This is a genomic window from Pseudomonas sp. EB271-G4-1 (assembly GCF_058791355.1).
This window is the reverse complement of sequence record NZ_JBYTEO010000053.1, coordinates 1-21,965: the sequence shown is the minus strand read 5'-3', so window position 1 is coordinate 21,965 and position 21,965 is coordinate 1. Positions and strand designations below refer to the sequence as shown.

Here is a 21,965-nt window from a genome sequence, read left to right as displayed (position 1 = left end):
GAGTGGGGACGCGGAGCGTCCCGGGCTGCATTCCCACGCGGAGCGTGGGAACGATCAAGTGCAGGGGGGGTTATTGCTGCACGAATTTTGCGCTGACATACGGTGAGTAATCCGGCAGCACCGTTTCAACCTTCCCCTGTTCCTTCAAGAATTTCGCCGTCTCGCCAATCGCCAGCGCCGTACCGCCGGCCAGCAGGGCGCTGGTCTGTTGTGCCTTGGCATCCGGGAACGCGGACCCGGCCAGCAATTCCGGTACATCGGCTGCATTGGCTCCGGTCAATTTGGCGATTTTCTGCACCGGTACCGAATCCTCGGTCCAGCTGTCCTTATGCGCCGCATAGTCGGCAAATGAGTCGAGGGTGACCTTGGCGAACCGGGCGATGACCTCTGGGTGCTTCTCGGCGTAATCCTTGCGCGCTACCCAGACTTCGAAGGTCGGTGCACCCCATTGGCCGACTTGTGCGGCATCGGTCAAGGTCTTGCCGGTCTTGCGGATTTCCCCCAGGGCTGGCGACCACACAAATGCGCCATCAATGTCTCCACGCTTCCAGGCGGCGGCGATTTCTGCCGGTTGCAGGTTCACCACTTTGACTTTCGACGCGTCCAGGCCCCAGTGCTTAAGCGCGCCCAACAGGCTGTAGTGGGATGTGGAAACGAACGGCGTGGCGATGGTCTTGCCGATCAGATCTTGCGGTTTTTCGATACCACTGCCATTGCGCACCACCAAGGCTTCGGCGGCATTGATCTGTGCGGAAACGAGGAACGCGACGATCGGCAGATTGCGCGAGGCCGCGGCGGCCAGTGGGCTGGAGCCGAGGTTGCCGATCTGCACGTCGCCGGAAGCAATGGCGGTGACCACTTCCGGGCCACTGTTGAAGCGCCGCCAGTCGATTTTCTCGCCAATGGTTTTTTCATAAAGGCCATCGGCCTGGGGGACTTTGCTTGGATCAATGCCGGTCTGGTAGCCAACCGTGAGGTTTGCCGCATGGGTGGAAAAAGAAAATACGAGCGATACACAAACTGTAACAAATGGCTTGGATAGTGCGCGTCTGATCGACATGGCGTTGGCCTTTATGAAAGGTTTTGTTTCGGAATTGCTTCCAAACCTAATCGATCTAAAAAACGCCTAATAAATACCATTTAGGAATTAGCTTATGAGCCGGAGGCTCTAGCCTGAGGAAAGGCAAAAAATGAGCGAAATTCCTAAACGGTATGAGAAAAGAAACCATCCATTCTTTTCAGGTTTATGACGAAAGCATGACCGGCAAGGACCAAAAAATCGGGGATTAGACTATGGTCGTAGACACATGTAGTTACGATTGACTTGTGGGTCACGCTCTGGCGCTAATCGCGCATCTTAGATTCCAGGCATATGACCCGGAACCAGGACCAATAAGAATTAGAGACGAGAGGAGTTTAAACAATGAACAAGTCGACCTTGACCCTGGCCGTGGCCGTAGGGGTTCTGGCGCAGCAGGCAGGCGCCGCCGGTTTCATCGATGACAGCAAGGCTTCCGTTAGTTCGCGCACCTATTATTTCGACTCGGATAAGCGTGAAGGTGCCAGTACGCCTGCCAACCGGCAGCGTGAAGCGGCGGAAGGCCTGAAGTTCGATTACCAGTCGGGCTTCACCCAAGGCACCGTTGGCTTCGGTATCGACGCCCAGGCACTGGTCGGCATCCATCTGGACGGCGGCAAGGGCCATCACCCGGACAACAACTCCTTCTCCCCTAGCGATTCCGATGGTTCGGCAGAGAGTTCGTGGAGCCGTGTAGCGGGTAACGTCAAGGCGCGTTTCTCCAAGACCGAGGCCCACCTCGGTGGTGCCTTGCAACCCAACATGCCGATCCTGATCGCGAACGACAGTCGCGTACTGCCACAAACCTTTGAAGGTGGCACCATCACCTCGAAGGAAATCGACAACGTCACCTTCAACGTCGGTCAGCTGGAGCACGCGACAGGTCGCGCCTCCTCTAACAGCACTGGCCTGGCCGTGGCTGGCGGTACTCAGGACAGCAACCAGTTCCGTTACGCCGGTGCTGACTGGAAGGTCACCAAGGACCTGCTGCTGCAGTACTACTACGCGAACCTGGAAGACTACTACAAGCAGAACTTCCTCGGCCTGGTGCACGTTTACCCGATCGGGACCAACCAATCGTTCAAGACTGACATTCGCTACTTCGACAGCAGCTCTGACGGCAAGAACGGCCAGGCCGGTTACCGGTTCAACAACAACAACGGCTATGCAAAGACCCCGGGCGAGGTTGATAACAAAACCTGGAGCGCCACGTTCACCTATACCCTGGGTGGCAGTGCATTCCTGCTCGGGCATCAGCGTGTCAACGACGACGGCGGCTTCGTCTTCCTCAACCAAGCCAACGTTGTCGATGGCAACGGTCGCAACGAAGGTGCTGGCGGCGCCAGCTTCTACTCGTTTACCGATGCCACCGTGGGCAGCTTTATCCGTGCCGGTGAAAACACCACCTACGGTCAGTACTCTTATGACTTCGCTTCGCTGGGTGTTCCAGGTTTGAAAGCGTCGGCTGCTTACCTGTACGGCCAGGACATCAAGGCCACCAACGGCGTGGGCAAGGACCTGAACGAGCGCGAGACCGACCTGCGTGTGGATTACGTGATTCAAACCGGTCCGCTTAAAGGCTTCGGTACGACGCTGCGTCACGGTATGTATCGTGGTAACACCAGTACCCTTGATGAAGACCAGACCCGTGTGATCTTCAACTACACCTACGCCTTCAAGTAAGCCGTAGCAGAAAGCCTCGTCGGCGGACGAGGCTTTTTTTCGTCTCCAGTTTTATATTCCATAAACAATGCATGAGATTATTTTTTATTCTTTTTAGATTTTTACTCAAGCGCTTAAAGTTAGGCCATCCGATACGCACCGTAAGCTTCGGATCGAGTTTCAAATTCCCGGACACCCAAAAATTCAAGGCATCGGCTTGTCGTCGATACCTCGGGCTGTACTGTCTGGGCATATTCCTAAATGCGATTAAAATATATTTTTCAATTCTTTTTAGGATTATGAAGGGGTATTCTGCGCGGCCCAAAAAAGACCGATCCAGACGGTCTGGCGCTAATGGCGCCGGCGGATCCAGGGCATTCGACCCAGGACCAAGAATTAGAAAACGATAGGAGCGAAACAATGAACAAGTCGAACCTGGCCGTGGCAGTGGCCGTAGGGGTTTTGGCGCAGCAAGCAAGCGCCGCCGGTTTCATCGAAGACAGCAAGGCAACGTTGGGGCTGCGCAACTTCTACATCAACACTGACTATCGTGACGGCGCTGCTCAGCCGAACAAGAACGAAGAATGGGGCCAAGGCTTCGACCTGCGTTTCATCTCCGGCTACACCCAAGGCACTGTCGGCTTCGGTATCGATGCGATCGGCCTGTTGGGCGTGAAGCTGGATTCGGGCGGCGGCACTAATGGCAACGTTAACGCCAATGGCACCCCTGGTAACGCTTATGGCGGCACTGTGTTCCCAAGCAAGTCCAACGGCGAAGCGGTTGATAACTTCTCCAGCCTGGGCCTGACTGCCAAGGCCAAGATCTCCCAGACTGAACTGAAACTGGGTACCTTGCAGCCAAAACTGCCGGTGATCGTCACCAACGATGGTCGTCTGCTTCCACAAACCTGGCAGGGTGGCCAACTCAGCTCGAGCGATATCAAGGACCTGACATTGATCGGTGGTCAGATCGAGCAGGTAAAAGGTCGTAACTCGAGCAACAACGAACAGTTGTCGATCTCGGGCGCCAACAGCCGTGCCTCAACAGGTCGAGACAGCAATAAGTTCATCTACGCCGGTGGTGACTACAAGCTCACCAAGGACCTGACAGCCCAGTACTACTACGGCAACCTTGAAGAGTTCTACAAGCAACACTTCCTGGGCCTGGTGCACAACTGGGCAATCGGCCCCGGTGTGTTGAAGTCGGACTTGCGCTACTTCAACAGTTCCGATGACGGTGCCAACGGTCACGATCCGCTGTACTTCACCACCGGCAACTACAACGCTCCAAACGGTAAAGGCAAGGTCGACAACAACCTGTACAGCGGCCTGTTCCTGTATTCCGTTGCCGGTCACACCTTTGGTGGTGGTTACCAGGTCAGCAACGGCAGCAGCGATTTCCCGTGGCTGAACCAGGGCGACGGATCGTCGGCCTACATCATCACTGACTCGCAAATCCAGAAGTTCGCCCGTGCCGGCGAACGCACCTGGCAGGCACGCTACTCGTATGACTTCGCCAAGGTTGGCGTGCCTGGCCTGACGGCGGGCGTGGTGTACCTGCATGGCGACGATATCGATACCGTCAACTCTGCCGGTCGCGAAGCGGCCAGCGGCGCTTCCGAGTGGGAACGCGACCTGACCGTGGGTTACGTCGTTCAGTCCGGTGCGTTGAAAAACCTCGGCGTGATGTGGAAAAACGCCACCTGGCGTACCGATCTGCCGAACACTCGCTCCCAGGACGAGAATCGCCTGATCGTCAGCTACTCGATCCCGCTGTTGTAATAGCGTGTGGGAGCGAGCCTGCTCGCGAAAGCGGTGTGTCATTCAGCGGGTTTGTGGCTGATACGACGCCTTCGCGAGCAGGCTCGCTCCTACAGGGTAACCGACGCAAAAAAAAGCCCCGCCCGGCATCACGCCGGGCGGGGCTTTTGCGTTTTCGAGGCGGGCTCACCCCCGTAAACCGGCCTCGTATTTCCCCTCTTTTACAGCAACTCAAGGCCTTCTCGAACCTTGTGGCCGATGTTGGGGGCGATGGGTTCGGGCGTCCAGTGAAGAGATGTTTAATATTCCTTTGCGATCTAAATAAATCAATATTTATTCTTTTTAATAGATAAGAAATGCAGGCACAGTTGATCTCAACAGCACTCACCAGGAGCAGCACCATGAGTATCAGACTGGGCGATATCGCCCCGGATTTCGAACAGGATTCCAGCGCCGGTACCATCCGGTTTCACCAGTGGCTGGGCGATAGTTGGGGTGTGCTGTTTTCCCACCCGGCCGACTTCACGCCGGTGTGCACCACCGAGCTGGGCTTTACGGCGAAGTTGAAAGACGAATTCGCCAAGCGTGGGGTCAAGGCCATCGCGCTGTCCGTCGACCCGGTGGAATCGCACCACAGGTGGATCGAAGACATCAACGAAACCCAGGGCACCGTGGTCAACTTCCCGATTCTCGACGACGCCGACCGCAAGGTTTCGGACCTGTACGACTTGATCCATCCGAACGCCAACGACACCTTGACGGTGCGCTCGCTGTTCGTGATCGACCCGAACAAAAAGGTACGGTTGACCATCACCTACCCGGCGAGCACCGGTCGCAACTTCCATGAAATCCTGCGGGTGATCGACTCGCTGCAACTGACCGACAACTTCAAGGTGGCCACCCCGGCCAACTGGCAGGACGGTGATGAGGTGGTGATCGTGCCATCGCTCAAGGATGAAGATGAAATCAGGCAGCGCTTTCCCAAAGGCTATCGAGCCATTAAGCCGTACTTGCGCCTGACACCGCAGCCGAATCGCTGAAGTCTGCGCGTTCCCACGCGCAGCAAAGGAACGCCTCAACGGACGCTCTGCGTTCGGCTTTCGAGGGGACGCGGAGCGTCCCGGGCTGCATTCCCACGCAGAGCGTGGGAACGATCAAGAACACAAAGCAGGGGGTTTTCAGGCCGTTTCGACGGCCTTTTTTTTGTCAGGAAGAAACTGAAGTTATATCGCCAAAACGAATAACCAAATGAATAAATATGATTTATAGATATATAAATCACCTGTTAAGGTCACTCTATCCAAGCGAGATCGCAAACCGCGAATCGCAACGCCGCTCAAGGAATCGTCTGAATGTTGGTCGTCTCACTCGGTGGCAGCCCCAGCCAGCGCTCCCGTTCCGGGGTGTTGCTGGAGCGCTCCCAGCGTTGGTTGCAAGGGCAGGGTGTGGAAGTGGTGAGCTATCAGGTGCGGGACTTCCCGGCCGAAGACTTGCTGCATGTACGCTTCGACAGTCCGAAGGTGATCAACCTGCTTCAACAGATTGAAAACGCCGATGGCCTGCTGATTGCCACGCCGGTCTACAAGGCTTCTTTCTCAGGTGCGTTGAAAACCGTGCTGGATCTGCTGCCCGAGCGCGCCCTGGCGCATAAAGTGGTGCTGCCCATGGCAACCGGGGGCAGCATTGCCCACATGCTGGCGGTGGATTACGCACTCAAGCCGGTATTGTCGGCATTGAAGGCCCAGGAGCTGCTCCAGGGGATTTTCGCCGTCGACAGCCAGATCGCTTACGGCGAAGGCAGTGCGCAGGCACAGTTGGCGCCGGAGCTGGAGCAAAGATTGAACGAGTCGCTGGAGTTGTTTTTCAGCGCCATGGCGCGACGGCCCAAGCCGCTCGACCCGCAGCTATTGAATGATCGTTTGTTGAGTGCTCGCTGGAGCATCTGAGCTCCACTGAACATAAGCCCCATTCCAAATTGATGTACTGGCCTTACTCGCCCGCTAACGGGCAAGCAGGTGCAGCCAAAAACCCAACTGCAAAAAGGAGAGCGCCATGCGCCCTGTCATTTTGCGTCGTGGTCTGGTCGCTCTGTTTGCTGCGGCTGTCACCTTCGGCGCCATTACTCAAGCTCAGGCCGAGACGCTTCGTATCGGTTACCAGAAATACGGCACCCTGGTGCTGCTCAAAGCCAAGGGCACTCTGGAAAAACGCCTTGCCGCCCAAGGCGTGGACGTGCAATGGACTGAATTCCCCGGTGGTCCGCAACTGCTCGAAGGCCTGAACGTCGGCTCCATCGACTTCGGCGTCACTGGCGAAACCCCGCCAGTGTTCGCCCAGGCCGCGGGCGCGGATCTGCTTTACGTCGCCTACGAACCGCCAGCGCCGCACAGTGAAGCGATCCTGGTACCGAAGGACTCCCCGATCAAATCGGTGAAGGACCTCAAGGGCAAGAAAGTCGTCCTGAACAAAGGCTCCAATGTGCATTACTTGCTGGTCCGCGCCCTGGAAGACGCCGGCCTCAAGTACAGCGATATCCAGACCGTATTCCTGCCGCCGGCTGATGCCCGCGCCGCGTTCGAGCGTGGCAGCGTCGATGCCTGGGTCATCTGGGACCCTTACCAGGCTGCCGCCGAACAGCAGCTGCAGGCGCATACCCTGCGCGATGGCCAGGGCATCGTCGATAACCACCAGTTCTACCTCGCCACCAAGCCCTATGCGCAGAAAAACCCCGAGGTGATCAAGACCCTCGTGGAAGAAGTGCGCGCAGTCGGTGAATGGTCCAAGGCCAATCCGGACGATGTGACCCAACAGGTTTCGCCACTGCTTGGCCTGCCAGCGGACATCACCCTGACGTCCGTGAAACGCCAGGGCTACGGCGCGCTGTTCCTGACCCCGGAAGTGGTCGCCGCCCAACAGAAAATCGCCGACAGCTTCTACCAGCTCAAGCTGATTCCCAAGCCTTTGAGCATCAAAGACGTGATCTGGACGCCGCCGGCAGCCGTTGCCAAAGCACAGTAATCGATTCCTTAAGGAGACCACTCCAATGAGCCTCAACATCTTCTGGTTCCTGCCTACCCACGGCGACGGCCATTACCTTGGCACCGCCGAAGGCGCTCGCGCCGTCGATCACGGTTACCTGCAACAAGTCGCGCAAGCGGCGGATCGCCTGGGTTTCGGCGGCGTGCTGATCCCTACCGGTCGTTCCTGCGAAGACTCGTGGCTGGTGGCCGCGTCGCTGATTCCAGTGACCCAGCGTTTGAAATTTCTTGTCGCACTGCGCCCCGGGATCATTTCCCCGACGGTGGCGGCGCGTCAGGCGGCGACCCTGGATCGTTTGTCCGGTGGGCGTGCATTGTTCAACCTGGTGACAGGCGGTGATCCGGAAGAATTGGCCGGCGACGGTTTGTTCCTGACCCACGAAGAGCGCTATCAGGCCTCGGTCGAATTCACCCGCATCTGGCGTCGGGTGCTGGAAGGCGAAACCGTCGATTACGATGGTCAGCACATCAGTGTGAAGGGCGCCAAGCTGCTCTATCCGCCGATCCAGCAACCGCGTCCGCCGCTGTATTTCGGAGGCTCGTCGGAAGCGGCCCAGGATCTGGCGGCAGAGCAGGTCGAAATGGTCCTGACCTGGGGCGAGCCGCCGGCCGCCGTTGCCGAAAAAATCGCCCAGGTGCGCGCCAAGGCCGCCAAGCTCGGGCGCACTGTGCGCTTCGGTATTCGCCTGCATGTGATCGTGCGCGAAACCAATGCCCAGGCGTGGCAAGCGGCGGACCGACTGATCTCGCACCTGGACGACGACACCATCGCACGTGCCCAGGCTTCGCTGGCGCGTTTCGACTCGGTTGGCCAGCAACGTATGGCGGCTCTGCACGGCGGCAGTCGCGATAACCTGGAAGTCAGTCCCAACCTGTGGGCCGGTGTCGGCCTGGTGCGCGGCGGTGCCGGCACGGCGCTGGTGGGTGATGGTCCAACCGTGGCTGCCCGTGTAAAGGAGTACGCGGACCTGGGTATCGATACCTTTATCTTTTCCGGTTATCCACACCTGGAAGAGTCGTATCGCGTTGCCGAACTGCTGTTCTCGCACTTGGATATCGAGCGTCCCGAGTTGCCGAAAAGCGCCGGTTACGTCAGCCCGTTTGGCGAGATGGTTGCTAACGACATTCTCCCTAAAGCTGCGTCCCAGAGCTGAGGCGCACCATGAAGAAAGTCATTCACAGCCTTGCGCCATGGGCATTACCGGTCTTGCTGTTAGCGGTGTGGCAGTTGTCGGTGTCGGCGGGCTGGTTGTCGACGCGGATTCTGCCGGCGCCCATTGCCGTGATCGAAGCCGGGGTGAGCCTGGTCAGCAGTGGTGAAATCTGGACGCACCTGGCTATCAGCGGTTGGCGCGCGGCGCTGGGTTTCGCCATTGGCGGCGGCATCGGCCTGACCCTGGGCTTTATCACCGGCCTGTCGAAATGGGGCGAGCGCCTGCTCGACAGCTCGGTGCAGATGATCCGCAACGTGCCGCACCTGGCGCTGATTCCCTTGGTGATCCTGTGGTTCGGCATCGACGAGTCGGCGAAGATTTTCCTGGTGGCCCTGGGCACCTTGTTCCCGATCTACCTCAACACCTATCACGGCATCCGCAACGTCGACCCGGCGTTGGTGGAAATGTCGCGCAGCTACGGTCTGTCGGGTTTCAGCCTGTTTCGCCAAGTGATTCTGCCGGGGGCCTTGCCTTCGATCCTGGTCGGTGTGCGCTTTGCCCTGGGCTTCATGTGGCTGACGCTGATCGTCGCCGAAACCATCTCCGCCAGCTCCGGCATTGGCTACCTGGCGATGAACGCCCGGGAGTTCCTGCAGACCGACGTGGTGGTGCTGGCGATTCTGCTATACGCGGTGCTCGGCAAACTGGCCGACCTCGCGGCCCGTGGACTTGAACGCGTATGGCTGCGCTGGCATCCGGCCTATCAGGTCGTCAAGGGAGGTGCTGCATGACTGCCCAACAACCTCCACGCCTGCTGCGCGGAATCCCGCTGGCGGTGCGCAAGCTGCAAAAAACCTTCGGCTCGCGGCAGGTGCTGCGTGAGATCGACCTGCACGTTCCGGCCGGTCAATTCGTAGCAGTGGTCGGCCGTAGCGGCTGTGGCAAAAGTACCCTGCTGCGCTTGCTTGCTGGCCTCGACAAACCTACGGCTGGTGAATTGCTCGCCGGCACCGCTCCGCTGAGCGAGGCGCGGGAAGACACCCGGCTGATGTTCCAGGAAGCGCGTCTGCTGCCGTGGAAAAAGATCATCGACAACGTTGGCCTCGGCCTCAAGGGCAACTGGCGTCCGCAAGCGCTGAAAGCCCTGGAAGCGGTCGGCCTGGCGGATCGCGCCAACGAGTGGCCGGCGGCGTTGTCCGGAGGGCAGAAGCAACGTGTGGCGCTGGCTCGCGCACTGATCCATCAACCGCGCCTGCTGTTGCTCGACGAGCCGTTGGGTGCGCTGGATGCGCTGACCCGAATTGAAATGCAGCAGATGATCGAGCGGCTCTGGCAACAACACGGCTTTACGGTGTTGCTGGTCACCCACGACGTCAGCGAAGCGGTGGCGATCGCCGATCGGGTGATCCTGATCGAAGACGGTGAGGTCGGCCTCGACCTGCACGTGGAACTGCCGCGCCCTCGGGTCCGCGGCTCCCATCGGCTGGCGGCGCTGGAAACCGAAGTGCTCAACCGCGTGCTGTCACTGCCGGGGCAACCACCGGAGCCGGAACCTGTTTCACCCTTGCCTACGCAGTTGCGTTGGGCTCAATAACTCAAGCCTCAATCAACGACAGGAATCAACATCATGACTATCAAGGCCATCAACGTTCGCAACCAGTTCAAAGGCTCCATCAAGGAAATCGTACTCGGTGACGTGCTGTCGGAAATCGATGTGCAGACCGCTTCCGGCATCGTCACGTCGGTGATCACCACGCGTTCGGTGAAAGAGCTGGAACTGGCGGTGGGCAGCGAAGTGATCGCGTTCGTGAAATCCACCGAGGTGTCGATCGCCAAATTGTGAGTCGTACGTGTGATCGTTCCCACGCTATGCGTGGGAACGATCAGCGTGCGGAGCGCTTGGGCAGGTACGGCGGCAGATACAGCCCCAGATACGCATCGAACACCCGCATCCCTTCCTCAGCCATGCGCGGCGTGATCTGCCCGTGCTGCTGCACCGAGCGCGCATAAACCCGGTCCCCGAGCTCCATGGCCAAGGCAAACACATCGACATCGTCCGGCAACCTTGGCAGCTCGAAATGGTGATCGAACAACTTGTGCATCAGGTCGCCCAACTCAATGTCGTGCTGGCGGTCGGCCTGGGTGACTTCGGTCAGGCCGTGCTGGGCCAGAATCAATTGGCGGGCCGCGGCGTCTTCGCTGTAGATCTCAAGCATCCGTTGCTCGACCAGTCGCGACAGGTCACGCCAACCACTTAAAGCGTCATGGTCGATAGGTGCCTGCAGGCAGGCGCGGAAGGCCGCGTGGACGTCGGCCGTCAGCGCCTCCAGCAGGGACGGGACGCTGGCGAAGAAGTGGTAGACGGAGGAGGGCGGGATTTGTGCGCGTTCGGCGACACTGTAGATCGACAGACTGGCCACGCCCTCGGCGGCCAGCAGCGTGCGGGCGGCATCGAGTATCGAATCGATCCGGGCCTGGCTGCGTGCACGGGGTTTGCGAACGGTGGCGGTGCGCGTCATTGGAGTCTCCTGCGGGGCAGGGGGCATTGTACGAGCAGGGTTTGATGTTGTCTGCCTGGACGCCTTCGCGAGCAGGTCGCTCCCACAAGGATTGCCTGTGTTCACGAAAATGATGTTCACTGAAATTTACTGTGGGAGCGAGCCTGCTCGCGAACCGCCGCAGGCGGCCATAAAAAAACGCCGCTGGCTGTGAGGCCGGCGGCGCTTCTTGTTCACTGCAACCACTTACACGGTATGCAGGTACCAGTTGTACTCGAGGTCGGAGATGGAGTGTTCGAACTCCTCCAGCTCGCTCTCTTTACAGGCCACGAAGATATCGATGTATTTCGGATCGATGTACTTGGCCATGACTTCGCTGTCGTCCAGCTCGCGCAACGCATCACGCAAGTTGTTTGGCAGGCTCTGCTCGTTCTGCTCGTAGCTGTTGCCTTCCACCGGGGCACCTGGCTCGATCTTGTTGACCAGGCCGTGGTGCACGCCTGCCAGGACCGAAGCCATCAGCAGGTACGGGTTGGCATCGGCACCGGCCACGCGGTGTTCGATACGTACGGCATCGGCGGAGCCGGTCGGTACGCGAATCGCTACGGTGCGGTTGTCCAGGCCCCAGCACGGCGAGTTCGGCACATAGAACTGCGCGCCGAAACGACGGTAGGAGTTGACGTTCGGGCAGAGGAAAGCCATCTGCGCCGGTAGGGTCTCGAGCACACCGCCGATCGCGTGACGCAGCGCGGCGTTCTGCTCGGGATCCTCACTGGCAAAAATATTCTTGCCGTCTTTGTCGAGAATCGAAATGTGCACGTGCAGACCGTTACCCGCCTGGCCCGGGTAAGGCTTGGCCATGAAGGTGGTGTCCATTTCATGGTCGTAGGCGATGTTCTTGATCAGACGCTTGAGCAGCACTGCGTAGTCGCAGGCCTTGATCGGGTCGGCCACGTGGTGCAGGTTCACTTCGAACTGCGCCGGGGCACTTTCCTTGACGATGGCGTCGGCAGGGATGCCTTGCTCTTTGGCACCTTCCAGAATGTCCTGGAGACAGTCGACGTATTCGTCGAGGTCGTCGATCAGGTAGACCTGTGTCGAGTGCGGGCGTTTACCGGAAACCGGCGAGCGAGGCGGTTGCGGACGACCGTTCACGTTCTCCTGGTCGATCAGGTAGAACTCCAGTTCAAACGCGGCGCAGATGGTCAGGCCCATTTCGTCGAACTTGCGCACGACGTTGGCCAGCACTTCGCGAGGGTCGGCGAAGAATGGCTCGCCTTCGAGTTCGTGCATGGTCATCAGCAGTTGCGCGGTCGGGCGCTTTTGCCATGGCTCGTTGCACAGGGTATCGGGAATTGGATAGCAGATTCGGTCAGCATCACCGATGTCCAGGCCCAGGCCGGTGCTTTCCACCGTAGAGCCATTGATATCCAGAGCAAATAGAGAGGCCGGCAGGTTGATGCCTTTCTCGTAAACCTTGTGGAGGCTGGTGCGTTCGATGCGCTTGCCGCGCACCACACCATTCATATCCGCAATCAGAAGGTCAACGTACAGAACCTCAGGATGTTCCTTAAGGAACGCGTTCGCTTCGTTAAGCTGAACGGCACGCGGGGGTACCGACATGATGCAACACCTTTGTTGTTAAAAATATCAATCATTGATCTTTTCGGATTCCAGTCAACCCGAACGGCATGCCGAAGTCAAGCGAGGCCTTTTTTGCCCTAAAAAAGCGCTCGCATGGCTTTTTTGAGGCTCTTTGGGGCGTTTTCATCCCCCGTGGCCGTTTGACGCCCGCAGGCTTGAGCGGGCCGTGTTGTATTTTTTACGGGGGTGTTGTGTAAAAAAATGAACAAGGCTAAGCTCGAATCAAACCCATAACAGCAATAATACCGGGGTGCTTCATGTATCGCCTGCCGATAATCGGCGTCACCGCCTGCTCTTCGCAGACCGGTCTGAATGCTTATCACATCAGTGGCGACATCTGCGTCAGCGCCAAGGCTCCAGCGGCTCCTGGCCTGTCGGTGATCTTCCCGTCCCTGGCGGATCAACCGTTTCTGTCCGATATTCTGGACGGCCTCGACGGCACACCCATTACGGTTACTCCATTCAATATAGAACCGATTCACAATAGCGGCTCGGCCTTTGTGCAGGGCACCGCTCGTGATTCTGCACGCCTGGTATGTGCAGAAGTACACACAAGCACGATAGCCTGGCGCAAACTTGTATTTCAACGCGACGCCGATGCGTCAACTATCGCCTGACCTCAAGCGTCAGGAAACTCAAAGCCTAGAGGCATTTATGAGTAACAACCTCGACCAGCTCACCGATTGGTTGAAAGACCACAAGATCACAGAAGTCGAATGCATGATCGCCGACTTGACCGGGATTACCCGGGGCAAGATTTCGCCGACCAACAAATTCATCGCCGAGAAAGGCATGCGTCTGCCAGAAAGTGTGCTGCTGCAGACCGTGACCGGCGATTACGTCGAAGACGACATCTATTACGAGCTGCTCGACCCGGCCGACATCGACATGATCTGCCGTCCCGACCAGAACGCGGTGTTTCCGGTGCCATGGGCCATCGAACCGACCGCCATCGTCATCCACGATACCTATGACAAGCAGGGCAACCCGATTGAGCTGTCGCCGCGCAACGTGCTCAAGAAGGTCCTGAAACTCTATGCCGACAAAGGCTGGCAGCCGATCGTGGCGCCGGAAATGGAGTTCTACCTGACCAAGCGCAGCGACGACCCGGATTATCCGTTGCAGCCGCCGATCGGCCGCTCCGGGCGTCCGGAAATCGGTCGCCAGTCGTTCTCCATCGAGGCGGCGAACGAATTCGATCCATTGTTCGAGGACGTCTATGACTGGTGCGAATTGCAGGAACTGGACCTCGACACGCTGATCCACGAAGACGGCACGGCGCAGATGGAAATCAACTTCCGTCATGGCGATGCCCTGTCCCTGGCCGACCAGATCCTGGTGTTCAAGCGCACCATGCGCGAAGCCGCCCTCAAGCACGACGTGGCAGCTACCTTCATGGCCAAGCCGATGACCGGCGAGCCTGGCAGTGCCATGCACTTGCACCAGAGCATCATCGACATCGAGACCGGCAAGAACATCTTCTCCAATGAAGACGGGACCATGAGCGAGCTGTTCCTGCAGCACATCGGTGGCCTGCAGAAACTGATTCCCGAGTTGCTGCCGCTGTTCGCCCCCAACGTCAACTCGTTCCGCCGCTTCCTGCCGGACACCTCGGCACCGGTAAACGTGGAATGGGGCGAAGAGAACCGCACCGTGGGCCTGCGTGTACCGGATGCCGGGCCGCAAAACCGGCGTGTGGAAAACCGCCTGCCGGGTGCCGATGCCAACCCGTACCTGGCCATTGCCGCGAGCCTGCTGTGTGGCTACATCGGCATGGTCGAAGGCCTGAACCCGAGCGCACCGGTGGTGGGTCGTGGTTATGAGCGCCGCAACCTGCGCCTGCCACTGACCATCGAAGACGCGCTCGAGCGTATGGAAAACAGCGCAACCATCGAGCGCTACCTGGGCAAAACTTTCATCACTGGCTACGTCGCGGTCAAGCGGGCCGAGCATGAAAACTTCAAGCGCGTGATCAGTTCGTGGGAACGGGAATTCCTGCTTTTTGCCGTCTGACGCGCCGTGCGCCGCCGTTGTCGGGTGGCGCTCTCACCTGGAATTTTTAGGAGATTGGTATGACCAGCAACAACCCGCAAACCCGTGAATGGCAAACCCTGAGCAGCGATCACCACCTGGCCCCGTTCAGCGACTTCAAGCAGCTGAAAGAGAAAGGCCCGCGGATCATCACCAACGCCAAGGGCGTCTACCTGTGGGACAGCGAAGGCAACAAGATCCTCGACGGCATGGCCGGCCTATGGTGCGTAGCCATTGGTTACGGTCGCGATGAACTGGCGGACGCCGCCAGCAAGCAGATGCGCGAGCTGCCCTACTACAACCTGTTCTTCCAGACCGCTCACCCGCCGGTGCTGGAGCTGGCCAAGGCCATCGCCGATGTCGCGCCAGAAGGCATGAACCACGTGTTCTTCACCGGTTCCGGCTCTGAAGGCAACGACACCATGCTGCGAATGGTTCGTCACTATTGGGCAATCAAGGGCCAGCCGAAGAAAAAGGTCATCATCAGCCGCAAGAATGGCTATCACGGTTCCACCGTGGCCGGCGCGAGCCTGGGCGGCATGACCTACATGCACGAACAGGGCGACTTGCCGATTCCGGGCATCGTCCACATCGCCCAGCCATACTGGTTCGCCGAAGGCGGCGACATGACCCCGGAAGAGTTCGGGATCTGGGCTGCCAATCAGTTGGAAGAGAAGATTCTGGAAGTCGGCGTGGACAACGTCGGTGCATTTATTGCCGAGCCAATCCAGGGCGCCGGCGGCGTGATCATTCCGCCAGACACCTACTGGCCGCGCATCAAGGAAATCCTCGCCAAGTACGACATCCTGTTCGTGGCCGACGAAGTGATCTGCGGCTTCGGCCGTACCGGTGAGTGGTTCGGCAGCGACTTCTACGACCTCAAGCCGGACATGATGACCATCGCCAAAGGCCTGACCTCCGGCTATATCCCCATGGGTGGCCTGATCGTGCGCGATGAAGTGGTCGAAGTGCTCAACGAAGGCGGCGATTTCAACCACGGTTTCACCTACTCCGGGCACCCGGTGGCGGCGGCTGTAGGCCTGGAAAACATCCGTATCCTGCGCGACGAAAAAATTGTCGAGCGCGTCAAGGCAGAAACGGCACCGTATTTGCAGAAACGTCTGCGCGAACTGAACGATCACCCATTGGTGGGCGAAGTTCGTGGGGTAGGCCTGTTGGGGGCAATCGAACTGGTTCAGGACAAAGCTACTCGCAAGCGTTATGAAGGCAAGGGCGTCGGCATGATCTGCCGGCAGTTCTGCTTCGATAACGGGCTGATCATGCGTGCCGTGGGGGACACCATGATCATCGCGCCACCGCTGGTGATCTCGCCTGCGGAAATCGATGAGTTGGTGACCAAGGCACGCAAGTGCCTTGACCTGACCCTGAGTGCGTTGCAGGCCTAAGTGCTAGGCTCTGAGCGGGAGTCATGAAACTTTCGCTCAGAGCTGTCAGAAACGTTGGCCTTTCCTTGAAAGACCGCCTCGGATCTTGCCAGACTAGCCGCGGTTCCAGTTGTCCGGGTTCGGCCGCTGAACAAAGTGGTTCAAAAAAGAAAAATTTGGAGCATTACGCATGAAGGCATTAGGAAAAAAGCTTGCTGGCAAGACTCTCCTCGCCATGTCCCTGATGGGCATTATGGCGGGTGCGGTCCAGGCGGACGACAAGGTGTTGCACGTCTATAACTGGTCCGACTACATCGCTCCGGACACGATCAAGAAGTTTGAAGACGAGTCTGGGATCAAAGTGGTCTACGACGTCTTCGACAGTAATGAAACCCTCGAAGCCAAGTTGCTGGCAGGCAAGTCCGGTTATGACATCGTCGTACCGTCGAACAACTTCCTGGCCAAGCAGATCAAGGCTGGCGTCTACCAGAAGCTGGACAAGTCCAAGCTGCCAAACTGGAAAAACCTGAACACCGACTTGCTCAAGGCGGTATCGGTGAGCGACCCGGGTAACGAGCACGCCTTCCCTTACATGTGGGGTTCGATCGGCATCGGCTTCAACGCCGAGAAGGTCAAGGCTGCACTGGGCGCCGATGCGCCGACCAATTCCTGGGATCTGCTGTTCAAACCGGAAAACGCCGCCAAGTTGAAGTCGTGCGGTATCAGTTTCCTCGATTCGCCTACCGAGATGATTCCGGTGGCGTTGCATTACCTGGGCTATCCAACCGACAGCCAGGACAAGAAACAACTGGCCGAAGCCGAAGCACTGTTCCTGAAAATCCGTCCTTCGGTAGGCTACTTCCACTCGTCCAAGTACATCTCCGACCTGGCCAACGGCAACATCTGCGTGGCCGTGGGTTACTCGGGCGACATCTACCAGGCCAAGGCGCGTGCCGCCGAAGCCGGTGACAAAGTGAAAGTCAGCTACAACATTCCAAAAGAAGGTGCTGGCAGCTTCTACGACATGGTCGCCATCCCTAAAGATGCCGAAAACGTCGAAGGCGCCTACAAGTTCATGACCTTCCTGCAGAAGCCGGAAATCATGGCTGAAATCACCAACGCCGTGCGTTTCCCGAACGGTAACGCGGCCGCCACGCCATTGGTTGATAAAGAAATCACCGCCGACCCAGGCATCTACCCGCCAGCGGACGTGCTGGCCAAGCTGTACGCGATTGCCGACTTGCCGGCCGCGACCCAGCGGATCCTGACTCGCAGCTGGACCAAGATCAAATCCGGTAAATAAGCCGGTTTGATGCAACAACCTGTTGTTGCCACCTGCGCGGCGGCAACAACAGGATCAATTAAATGACAGAAAGTTTTGCTGGAACGGTTTTTCGAGGGTAAGTTGCGCGCCGGTTTTGTTGTAAGGCAGCCATGGCTGTCATGTAACGCGGGGCAACTTGAGCCCAACTCATTTTAGAGGACCTCCACTTGCCTATTTTTTCTTTGTTGCGCAATGCCATGCTGGTCGCTGCCGGGTTGACGCTTGCCGTCAATGTTCAGGCTGCCGGCACCGTGCATATTTATAACTGGTCGGATTACATCGGCGAGACCACCCTGGCCGACTTCCAGAAAGAGACCGGTATCAAACCGGTTTATGACGTATTCGATTCCAACGAAACCCTGGAAGGCAAGTTGCTGGCCGGGCGTACCGGTTATGACGTGGTCGTGCCGTCCAACCACTTCCTCGGCAAACAGATCAAGGCCGGTGCTTTCCAGAAGCTCGACAAATCGAAGTTGCCGAACTATTCGAACCTCGATCCGGTGCTGCTCAAGCGCCTGGAGCAAAACGATCCGGGTAACCTGTACGCCGTGCCGTACCTGTGGGGTACCAACGGCATCGGTTACAACCCCGAAAAGGTCAAGGCTGCGCTGGGCGTCGACAAGATCGATTCCTGGGCGGCGGTCTTTGAGCCGGAGAACATCAAGAAGCTGCAAAGCTGCGGCGTGGCGTTCCTCGATTCCGCCGATGAAATGATGCCGACGGTCCTCAACTACATGGGCCTGGATGCTAATAGCACCAACCCCGAAGACTACAAAAAAGCCGAAGCCAAGTTGCTGGCGGTTCGGCCTTACGTGACTTACTTCCACTCCTCCAAATACATCGCGGACCTGGCCAACGGCGATATCTGCGTGGCCATCGGTTTCTCCGGTGACATGTTCCAGGCCCGCAACCGCGCGGCCGAAGCGAAGAAGGGCGTGGACATCGCCTATTCGATTCCCAAGGAAGGCGGTGCGCTGTGGTTCGACATGCTGGCGATTCCGAAGGATTCGGCCAACGTCAAGGAAGCGCACGCGTTCATCAACTATTTGCTGAAACCTGAGGTGATTGCCCAGGTCAGTGATTACGTCGGCTACGCCAACCCTAACCCCGGGTCGGACAAACTGATGGAACAGTCCATTCGCACCGACGAAGCGGTTTATCCACCGCAAGCGGTACTCGACAAGACCTACGTGTCCATCGAGTTACCACCAAACATACAACGTTTGATGACCCGCAGCTGGACCAAGGTCAAGTCGGGTAAATAGCTTCAAGGCTCAAACTATCCAAGGTTGGCTCACCTTGAGCGAACTGCACTCTTTTTGTTGGGAGTTTCGTAAATGGCAGTTGCCTCCGGCGCCTATAAGAAAGCCCTCGAGGGCGACCAGACACCTAAACAGGTGCTGGTCAAAATCGACCGGGTCACGAAGAAGTTCGACGAGACGATTGCCGTGGACGACGTGTCCCTGGAAATCAAGAAAGGCGAGATTTTCGCCCTGCTCGGCGGTTCGGGATCGGGCAAATCCACCCTGCTGCGCATGCTCGCCGGCTTCGAACGACCGACTGAAGGGCGGATCTTCCTCGACGGCGTGGACATCACTGACATGCCGCCGTACGAGCGGCCGATCAACATGATGTTCCAGTCTTACGCCCTGTTCCCGCACATGACCGTGGCGCAGAACATCGCCTTCGGCCTCAAGCAGGACAAACTGCCCGCCGCTGAGATCGATGCGCGCGTGGCCGATATGCTCAAGCTGGTTCAGATGACCCAGTACGCCAAGCGCAAGCCGCATCAGTTGTCCGGTGGCCAGCGCCAGCGTGTGGCCCTGGCCCGTTCGCTGGCCAAGCGTCCAAAGCTGCTGCTGCTCGACGAACCGATGGGCGCGCTGGATAAAAAACTGCGTTCGCAAATGCAGCTGGAGCTGGTCGAGATCATCGAGCGCGTTGGCGTGACCTGCGTGATGGTGACCCACGACCAGGAAGAGGCCATGACCATGGCCGAGCGCATAGCGATCATGCACCTGGGCTGGATCGCCCAGATCGGCAGCCCGATCGACATCTACGAAACCCCGACCAGCCGCCTGGTCTGCGAATTCATCGGCAACGTCAACATCTTCGACGGTGAAGTGATCGACGACGCCGAGGGCCACGCGATCATCACCTGCAAGGACCTCGACCGGAAGATCTATGTGGGCCATGGCATCAGCACCTCGGTGCAGGACAAATCCGTGACCTATGCGATCCGTCCGGAAAAGCTGCTCGTGACCCCGACCATGCCGACCTGTGAATACAACTGGTCCAGCGGCAAAGTGCACGACATCGCCTATCTCGGTGGTCACTCGGTGTTCTACGTCGAACTGCCGAGCGGCAAGATCGTCCAGTCGTTCGTCGCCAACGCCGAGCGCCGTGGCCAGCGACCAACCTGGGGTGACCAGGTGTACGTGTATTGGGAAGACGATAGCGGCGTGGTACTTCGCTCATGAACATGCGCAAATTCAAACGCCGCCTCAATCGAATAATTCCCGGTGGCCGCCAGCTGGTCATCGGGGTTCCCTTCATCTGGCTGTTCCTGTTCTTCATGTTGCCGTTCTTCATCGTCCTGAAGATCAGCTTCGCCGAAGCCGACGTGGCCATCCCGCCGTACACCGAGATCTACAGCTACGCCGAACAGAAACTGCAGGTGCTGCTGAACCTGGGCAACTACGTGATGCTCGGCGACGACGAGTTGTACATCGCCGCTTACCTCGGCTCGTTGAAGATGGCACTCTTCAGCACCATCCTCTGCCTGCTGATCGGCTACCCGATGGCCTACGCCATCGCCAGTGCCCGCAAAGAGCTGCAAACGGTGCTGGTTCTGCTGATCATGATGCCGACCTGGACCGCGATCCTGATCCGCGTCTATGCGTGGATGGGCATCCTCAGCAACAACGGCCTGCTCAACGGTTTCCTGATGACCATGGGCTGGATCAGTGAGCCGCTGCAGATCCTCAACACCAACCTCGCCGTGTACATCGGTGTGGTGTATTCGTACCTGCCGTTCATGATCCTGCCGCTGTACGCCAACCTGGTGAAACACGACACCAGCCTGCTGGAAGCCGCGTCGGACCTCGGTTCGAGCACCTTCAACAGCTTCTGGAAGATCACCGTGCCGCTGTCGAAAAACGGCATCATCGCCGGCTGCATGCTGGTGTTCATCCCGGTGGTGGGCGAGTTCGTGATCCCGGAACTGCTTGGCGGTCCGGAGACCCTGATGATCGGTAAAGTGCTCTGGCAAGAGTTCTTCAACAACCGTGACTGGCCGGTGGCATCCGCCCTGGCGGTGGTGATGCTGGCGATCCTGATTGTGCCGATCATCCTGTTCAACCGCAGTCAGGCCAAGGAAATGGAGGGTAAAGAATGAAACGCTTCCGTTTCTCCAGCCTGATGCTGGTACTGGGTCTGTTGTTCATCTATCTGCCGATGCTGATCCTGGTGATCTACTCCTTCAACGCCTCGAAGCTGGTGACGGTGTGGGGCGGCTGGTCGATCAAGTGGTACGTCGGCCTGATGGACAACACCCAACTGATGGGCTCGGTGGTGCGTTCGCTGGAAATCGCCTGCTACACGGCGGTGGCGGCAGTCGCACTGGGAACGCTGGCCGCGTTCGTCCTGACCCGCATCACCCACTTCAAGGGCCGTACGCTGTTCGGCGGCCTGGTCACCGCGCCGCTGGTGATGCCGGAAGTGATCACCGGTCTGTCGCTGTTGCTGCTGTTCGTGGCCATGGCACAGATGATCGGCTGGCCGCAGGAGCGTGGCATCGTGACGATCTGGATCGCCCACACCACGTTCTGTGCGGCGTATGTGGCGGTGGTGGTGTCGGCGCGCTTGCGTGAACTGGACCTGTCCATCGAAGAAGCGGCCATGGACCTCGGTGCGCGGCCATGGAAGGTGTTCTTCTTGATCACCATCCCGATGATCGCGCCATCCCTGGGCGCCGGCGGCATGATGTCGTTTGCCCTGTCGCTGGATGACCTGGTGTTGGCGAGCTTCGTGTCGGGCCCGGGTTCCACGACCTTGCCGATGGAAGTGTTCTCGGCGGTGCGCCTGGGCGTGAAGCCCGAGATCAACGCCGTGGCCAGCCTGATCCTGCTGGCAGTGTCGCTGATGACGTTCCTGGTCTGGTTCTTCAGCCGTCGCGCCGAAGAAGCGCGCAAGCGTGCGATCCAGCAAGCCATCGAAGAAAGCGCTGCCGATTCGTGGAAGCAACCGGACGTGCGTCGCGCGCAGCCGGAAGCGGCGTGAGTCTTAAATCGGGTTGACCACAATCCTGTGACCAACCCAAATCTAATGTGGGAGCGGGCTTGCTCGCGAAAGCGGAGTGTCAGTCACGAATATGTGGACTGACACTCCC

Annotated in this window: 20 protein-coding genes; 17 read left to right on the top strand and 3 right to left on the bottom strand. The window is 58.5% G+C overall.

Annotated elements, in window-relative coordinates; genetic code table 11:
- Positions 1–70: 70 nt before the first annotated feature.
- Positions 71–1,060, bottom strand: a complete 990-nt coding sequence (gene tauA, locus AC3WWR_RS23075) for a taurine ABC transporter substrate-binding protein (RefSeq protein ID WP_083349885.1) — start codon at positions 1,058–1,060, stop codon at positions 71–73.
- Between the two features lie 363 nt (positions 1,061–1,423).
- On the opposite strand from tauA, the gene AC3WWR_RS23070 reads away from it, so the two are divergent.
- The 9 genes from AC3WWR_RS23070 (at position 1,424) to AC3WWR_RS23030 (ending at position 10,536) form a co-directional block, all read left to right on the top strand.
- Positions 1,424–2,761, top strand: a complete 1,338-nt coding sequence (locus AC3WWR_RS23070) for an OprD family outer membrane porin (protein WP_492599108.1) — start codon at positions 1,424–1,426, stop codon at positions 2,759–2,761.
- 399 nt (positions 2,762–3,160) lie between these two features.
- A complete protein-coding gene (locus AC3WWR_RS23065; protein WP_492599107.1) occupies positions 3,161–4,522 on the top strand; it encodes an OprD family porin in 1,362 nt (453 codons plus the stop codon).
- Positions 4,523–4,902: 380 nt separating this feature from the next.
- On the top strand, positions 4,903–5,541 hold the full coding sequence (locus AC3WWR_RS23060) for a peroxiredoxin (protein WP_020797291.1): 639 nt from the start codon (positions 4,903–4,905) through the stop codon (positions 5,539–5,541).
- A gap of 312 nt (positions 5,542–5,853) precedes the next feature.
- The gene (gene ssuE, locus AC3WWR_RS23055; protein WP_492599106.1) at positions 5,854–6,447 is read left to right on the top strand and encodes an NADPH-dependent FMN reductase; all 594 of its coding nucleotides are present in this window, start codon (positions 5,854–5,856) and stop codon (positions 6,445–6,447) included.
- Positions 6,448–6,553: 106 nt separating this feature from the next.
- Complete coding sequence (locus AC3WWR_RS23050; RefSeq protein WP_020797292.1) at positions 6,554–7,519, top strand: sulfonate ABC transporter substrate-binding protein; 966 nt, start codon at positions 6,554–6,556, stop codon at positions 7,517–7,519.
- Between the two features lie 25 nt (positions 7,520–7,544).
- Positions 7,545–8,693, top strand: a complete 1,149-nt coding sequence (gene ssuD / locus AC3WWR_RS23045) for an FMNH2-dependent alkanesulfonate monooxygenase (protein ID WP_492599105.1) — start codon at positions 7,545–7,547, stop codon at positions 8,691–8,693.
- A gap of 8 nt (positions 8,694–8,701) precedes the next feature.
- Entirely contained in the window at positions 8,702–9,484 is a 783-nt protein-coding gene (gene ssuC, locus AC3WWR_RS23040) for an aliphatic sulfonate ABC transporter permease SsuC (RefSeq protein ID WP_020797294.1), read from the top strand.
- Positions 9,481–10,287 (top strand): aliphatic sulfonates ABC transporter ATP-binding protein, encoded by an 807-nt coding sequence (gene ssuB, locus AC3WWR_RS23035; protein WP_020797295.1) that lies wholly within the window; start codon positions 9,481–9,483, stop codon positions 10,285–10,287. Before ssuC ends, ssuB begins: the two co-directional genes overlap by 4 nt.
- A 33-nt stretch (positions 10,288–10,320) precedes the next feature.
- Positions 10,321–10,536, top strand: a complete 216-nt coding sequence (locus tag AC3WWR_RS23030) for a TOBE domain-containing protein (RefSeq protein WP_007967989.1) — start codon at positions 10,321–10,323, stop codon at positions 10,534–10,536.
- A gap of 40 nt (positions 10,537–10,576) precedes the next feature.
- Here AC3WWR_RS23030 and AC3WWR_RS23025 read toward each other — a convergent pair whose 3' ends face one another.
- A complete protein-coding gene (locus tag AC3WWR_RS23025; RefSeq protein WP_020797296.1) occupies positions 10,577–11,212 on the bottom strand; it encodes a TetR/AcrR family transcriptional regulator in 636 nt (211 codons plus the stop codon).
- 225 nt (positions 11,213–11,437) lie between these two features.
- Positions 11,438–12,814: a glutamine synthetase family protein gene (locus tag AC3WWR_RS23020; protein WP_015097275.1), complete on the bottom strand. Its 1,377-nt coding sequence runs from the start codon at positions 12,812–12,814 to the stop codon at positions 11,438–11,440.
- Between the two features lie 278 nt (positions 12,815–13,092).
- Here AC3WWR_RS23020 and AC3WWR_RS23015 point away from each other — a divergent pair, with 278 nt between their 5' ends.
- From AC3WWR_RS23015 to AC3WWR_RS22980, 8 genes are all read left to right on the top strand, one after another.
- On the top strand, positions 13,093–13,452 hold the full coding sequence (locus AC3WWR_RS23015) for a gamma-glutamyl-gamma-aminobutyrate hydrolase family protein (protein WP_083349880.1): 360 nt from the start codon (positions 13,093–13,095) through the stop codon (positions 13,450–13,452).
- A 37-nt stretch (positions 13,453–13,489) separates the two neighbouring features.
- Entirely contained in the window at positions 13,490–14,848 is a 1,359-nt protein-coding gene (locus AC3WWR_RS23010) for a glutamine synthetase family protein (RefSeq protein WP_008064954.1), read from the top strand.
- A 59-nt stretch (positions 14,849–14,907) separates the two neighbouring features.
- Positions 14,908–16,272 carry an aspartate aminotransferase family protein gene (locus tag AC3WWR_RS23005; protein WP_033041957.1) on the top strand — a complete coding sequence of 455 codons (1,365 nt, stop codon included), beginning with the start codon at positions 14,908–14,910 and terminating at the stop codon, positions 16,270–16,272.
- 169 nt (positions 16,273–16,441) lie between these two features.
- Complete coding sequence (locus AC3WWR_RS23000; RefSeq protein WP_020797300.1) at positions 16,442–17,554, top strand: polyamine ABC transporter substrate-binding protein; 1,113 nt, start codon at positions 16,442–16,444, stop codon at positions 17,552–17,554.
- A 188-nt stretch (positions 17,555–17,742) separates the two neighbouring features.
- Positions 17,743–18,840, top strand: a complete 1,098-nt coding sequence (locus tag AC3WWR_RS22995; RefSeq protein WP_033041955.1) for a polyamine ABC transporter substrate-binding protein — start codon at positions 17,743–17,745, stop codon at positions 18,838–18,840.
- Between the two features lie 72 nt (positions 18,841–18,912).
- Positions 18,913–20,055, top strand: coding sequence for an ABC transporter ATP-binding protein (locus AC3WWR_RS22990; protein ID WP_020797302.1), 1,143 nt, complete (start codon positions 18,913–18,915; stop codon positions 20,053–20,055).
- 35 nt (positions 20,056–20,090) lie between these two features.
- Positions 20,091–20,972 (top strand): ABC transporter permease subunit, encoded by an 882-nt coding sequence (locus AC3WWR_RS22985; RefSeq protein WP_231989931.1) that lies wholly within the window; start codon positions 20,091–20,093, stop codon positions 20,970–20,972.
- Positions 20,969–21,856 carry an ABC transporter permease subunit gene (locus tag AC3WWR_RS22980; protein WP_020797304.1) on the top strand — a complete coding sequence of 296 codons (888 nt, stop codon included), beginning with the start codon at positions 20,969–20,971 and terminating at the stop codon, positions 21,854–21,856. The genes AC3WWR_RS22985 and AC3WWR_RS22980 overlap by 4 nt, the downstream gene beginning before the upstream one ends.
- Positions 21,857–21,965: the final 109 nt, after the last annotated feature.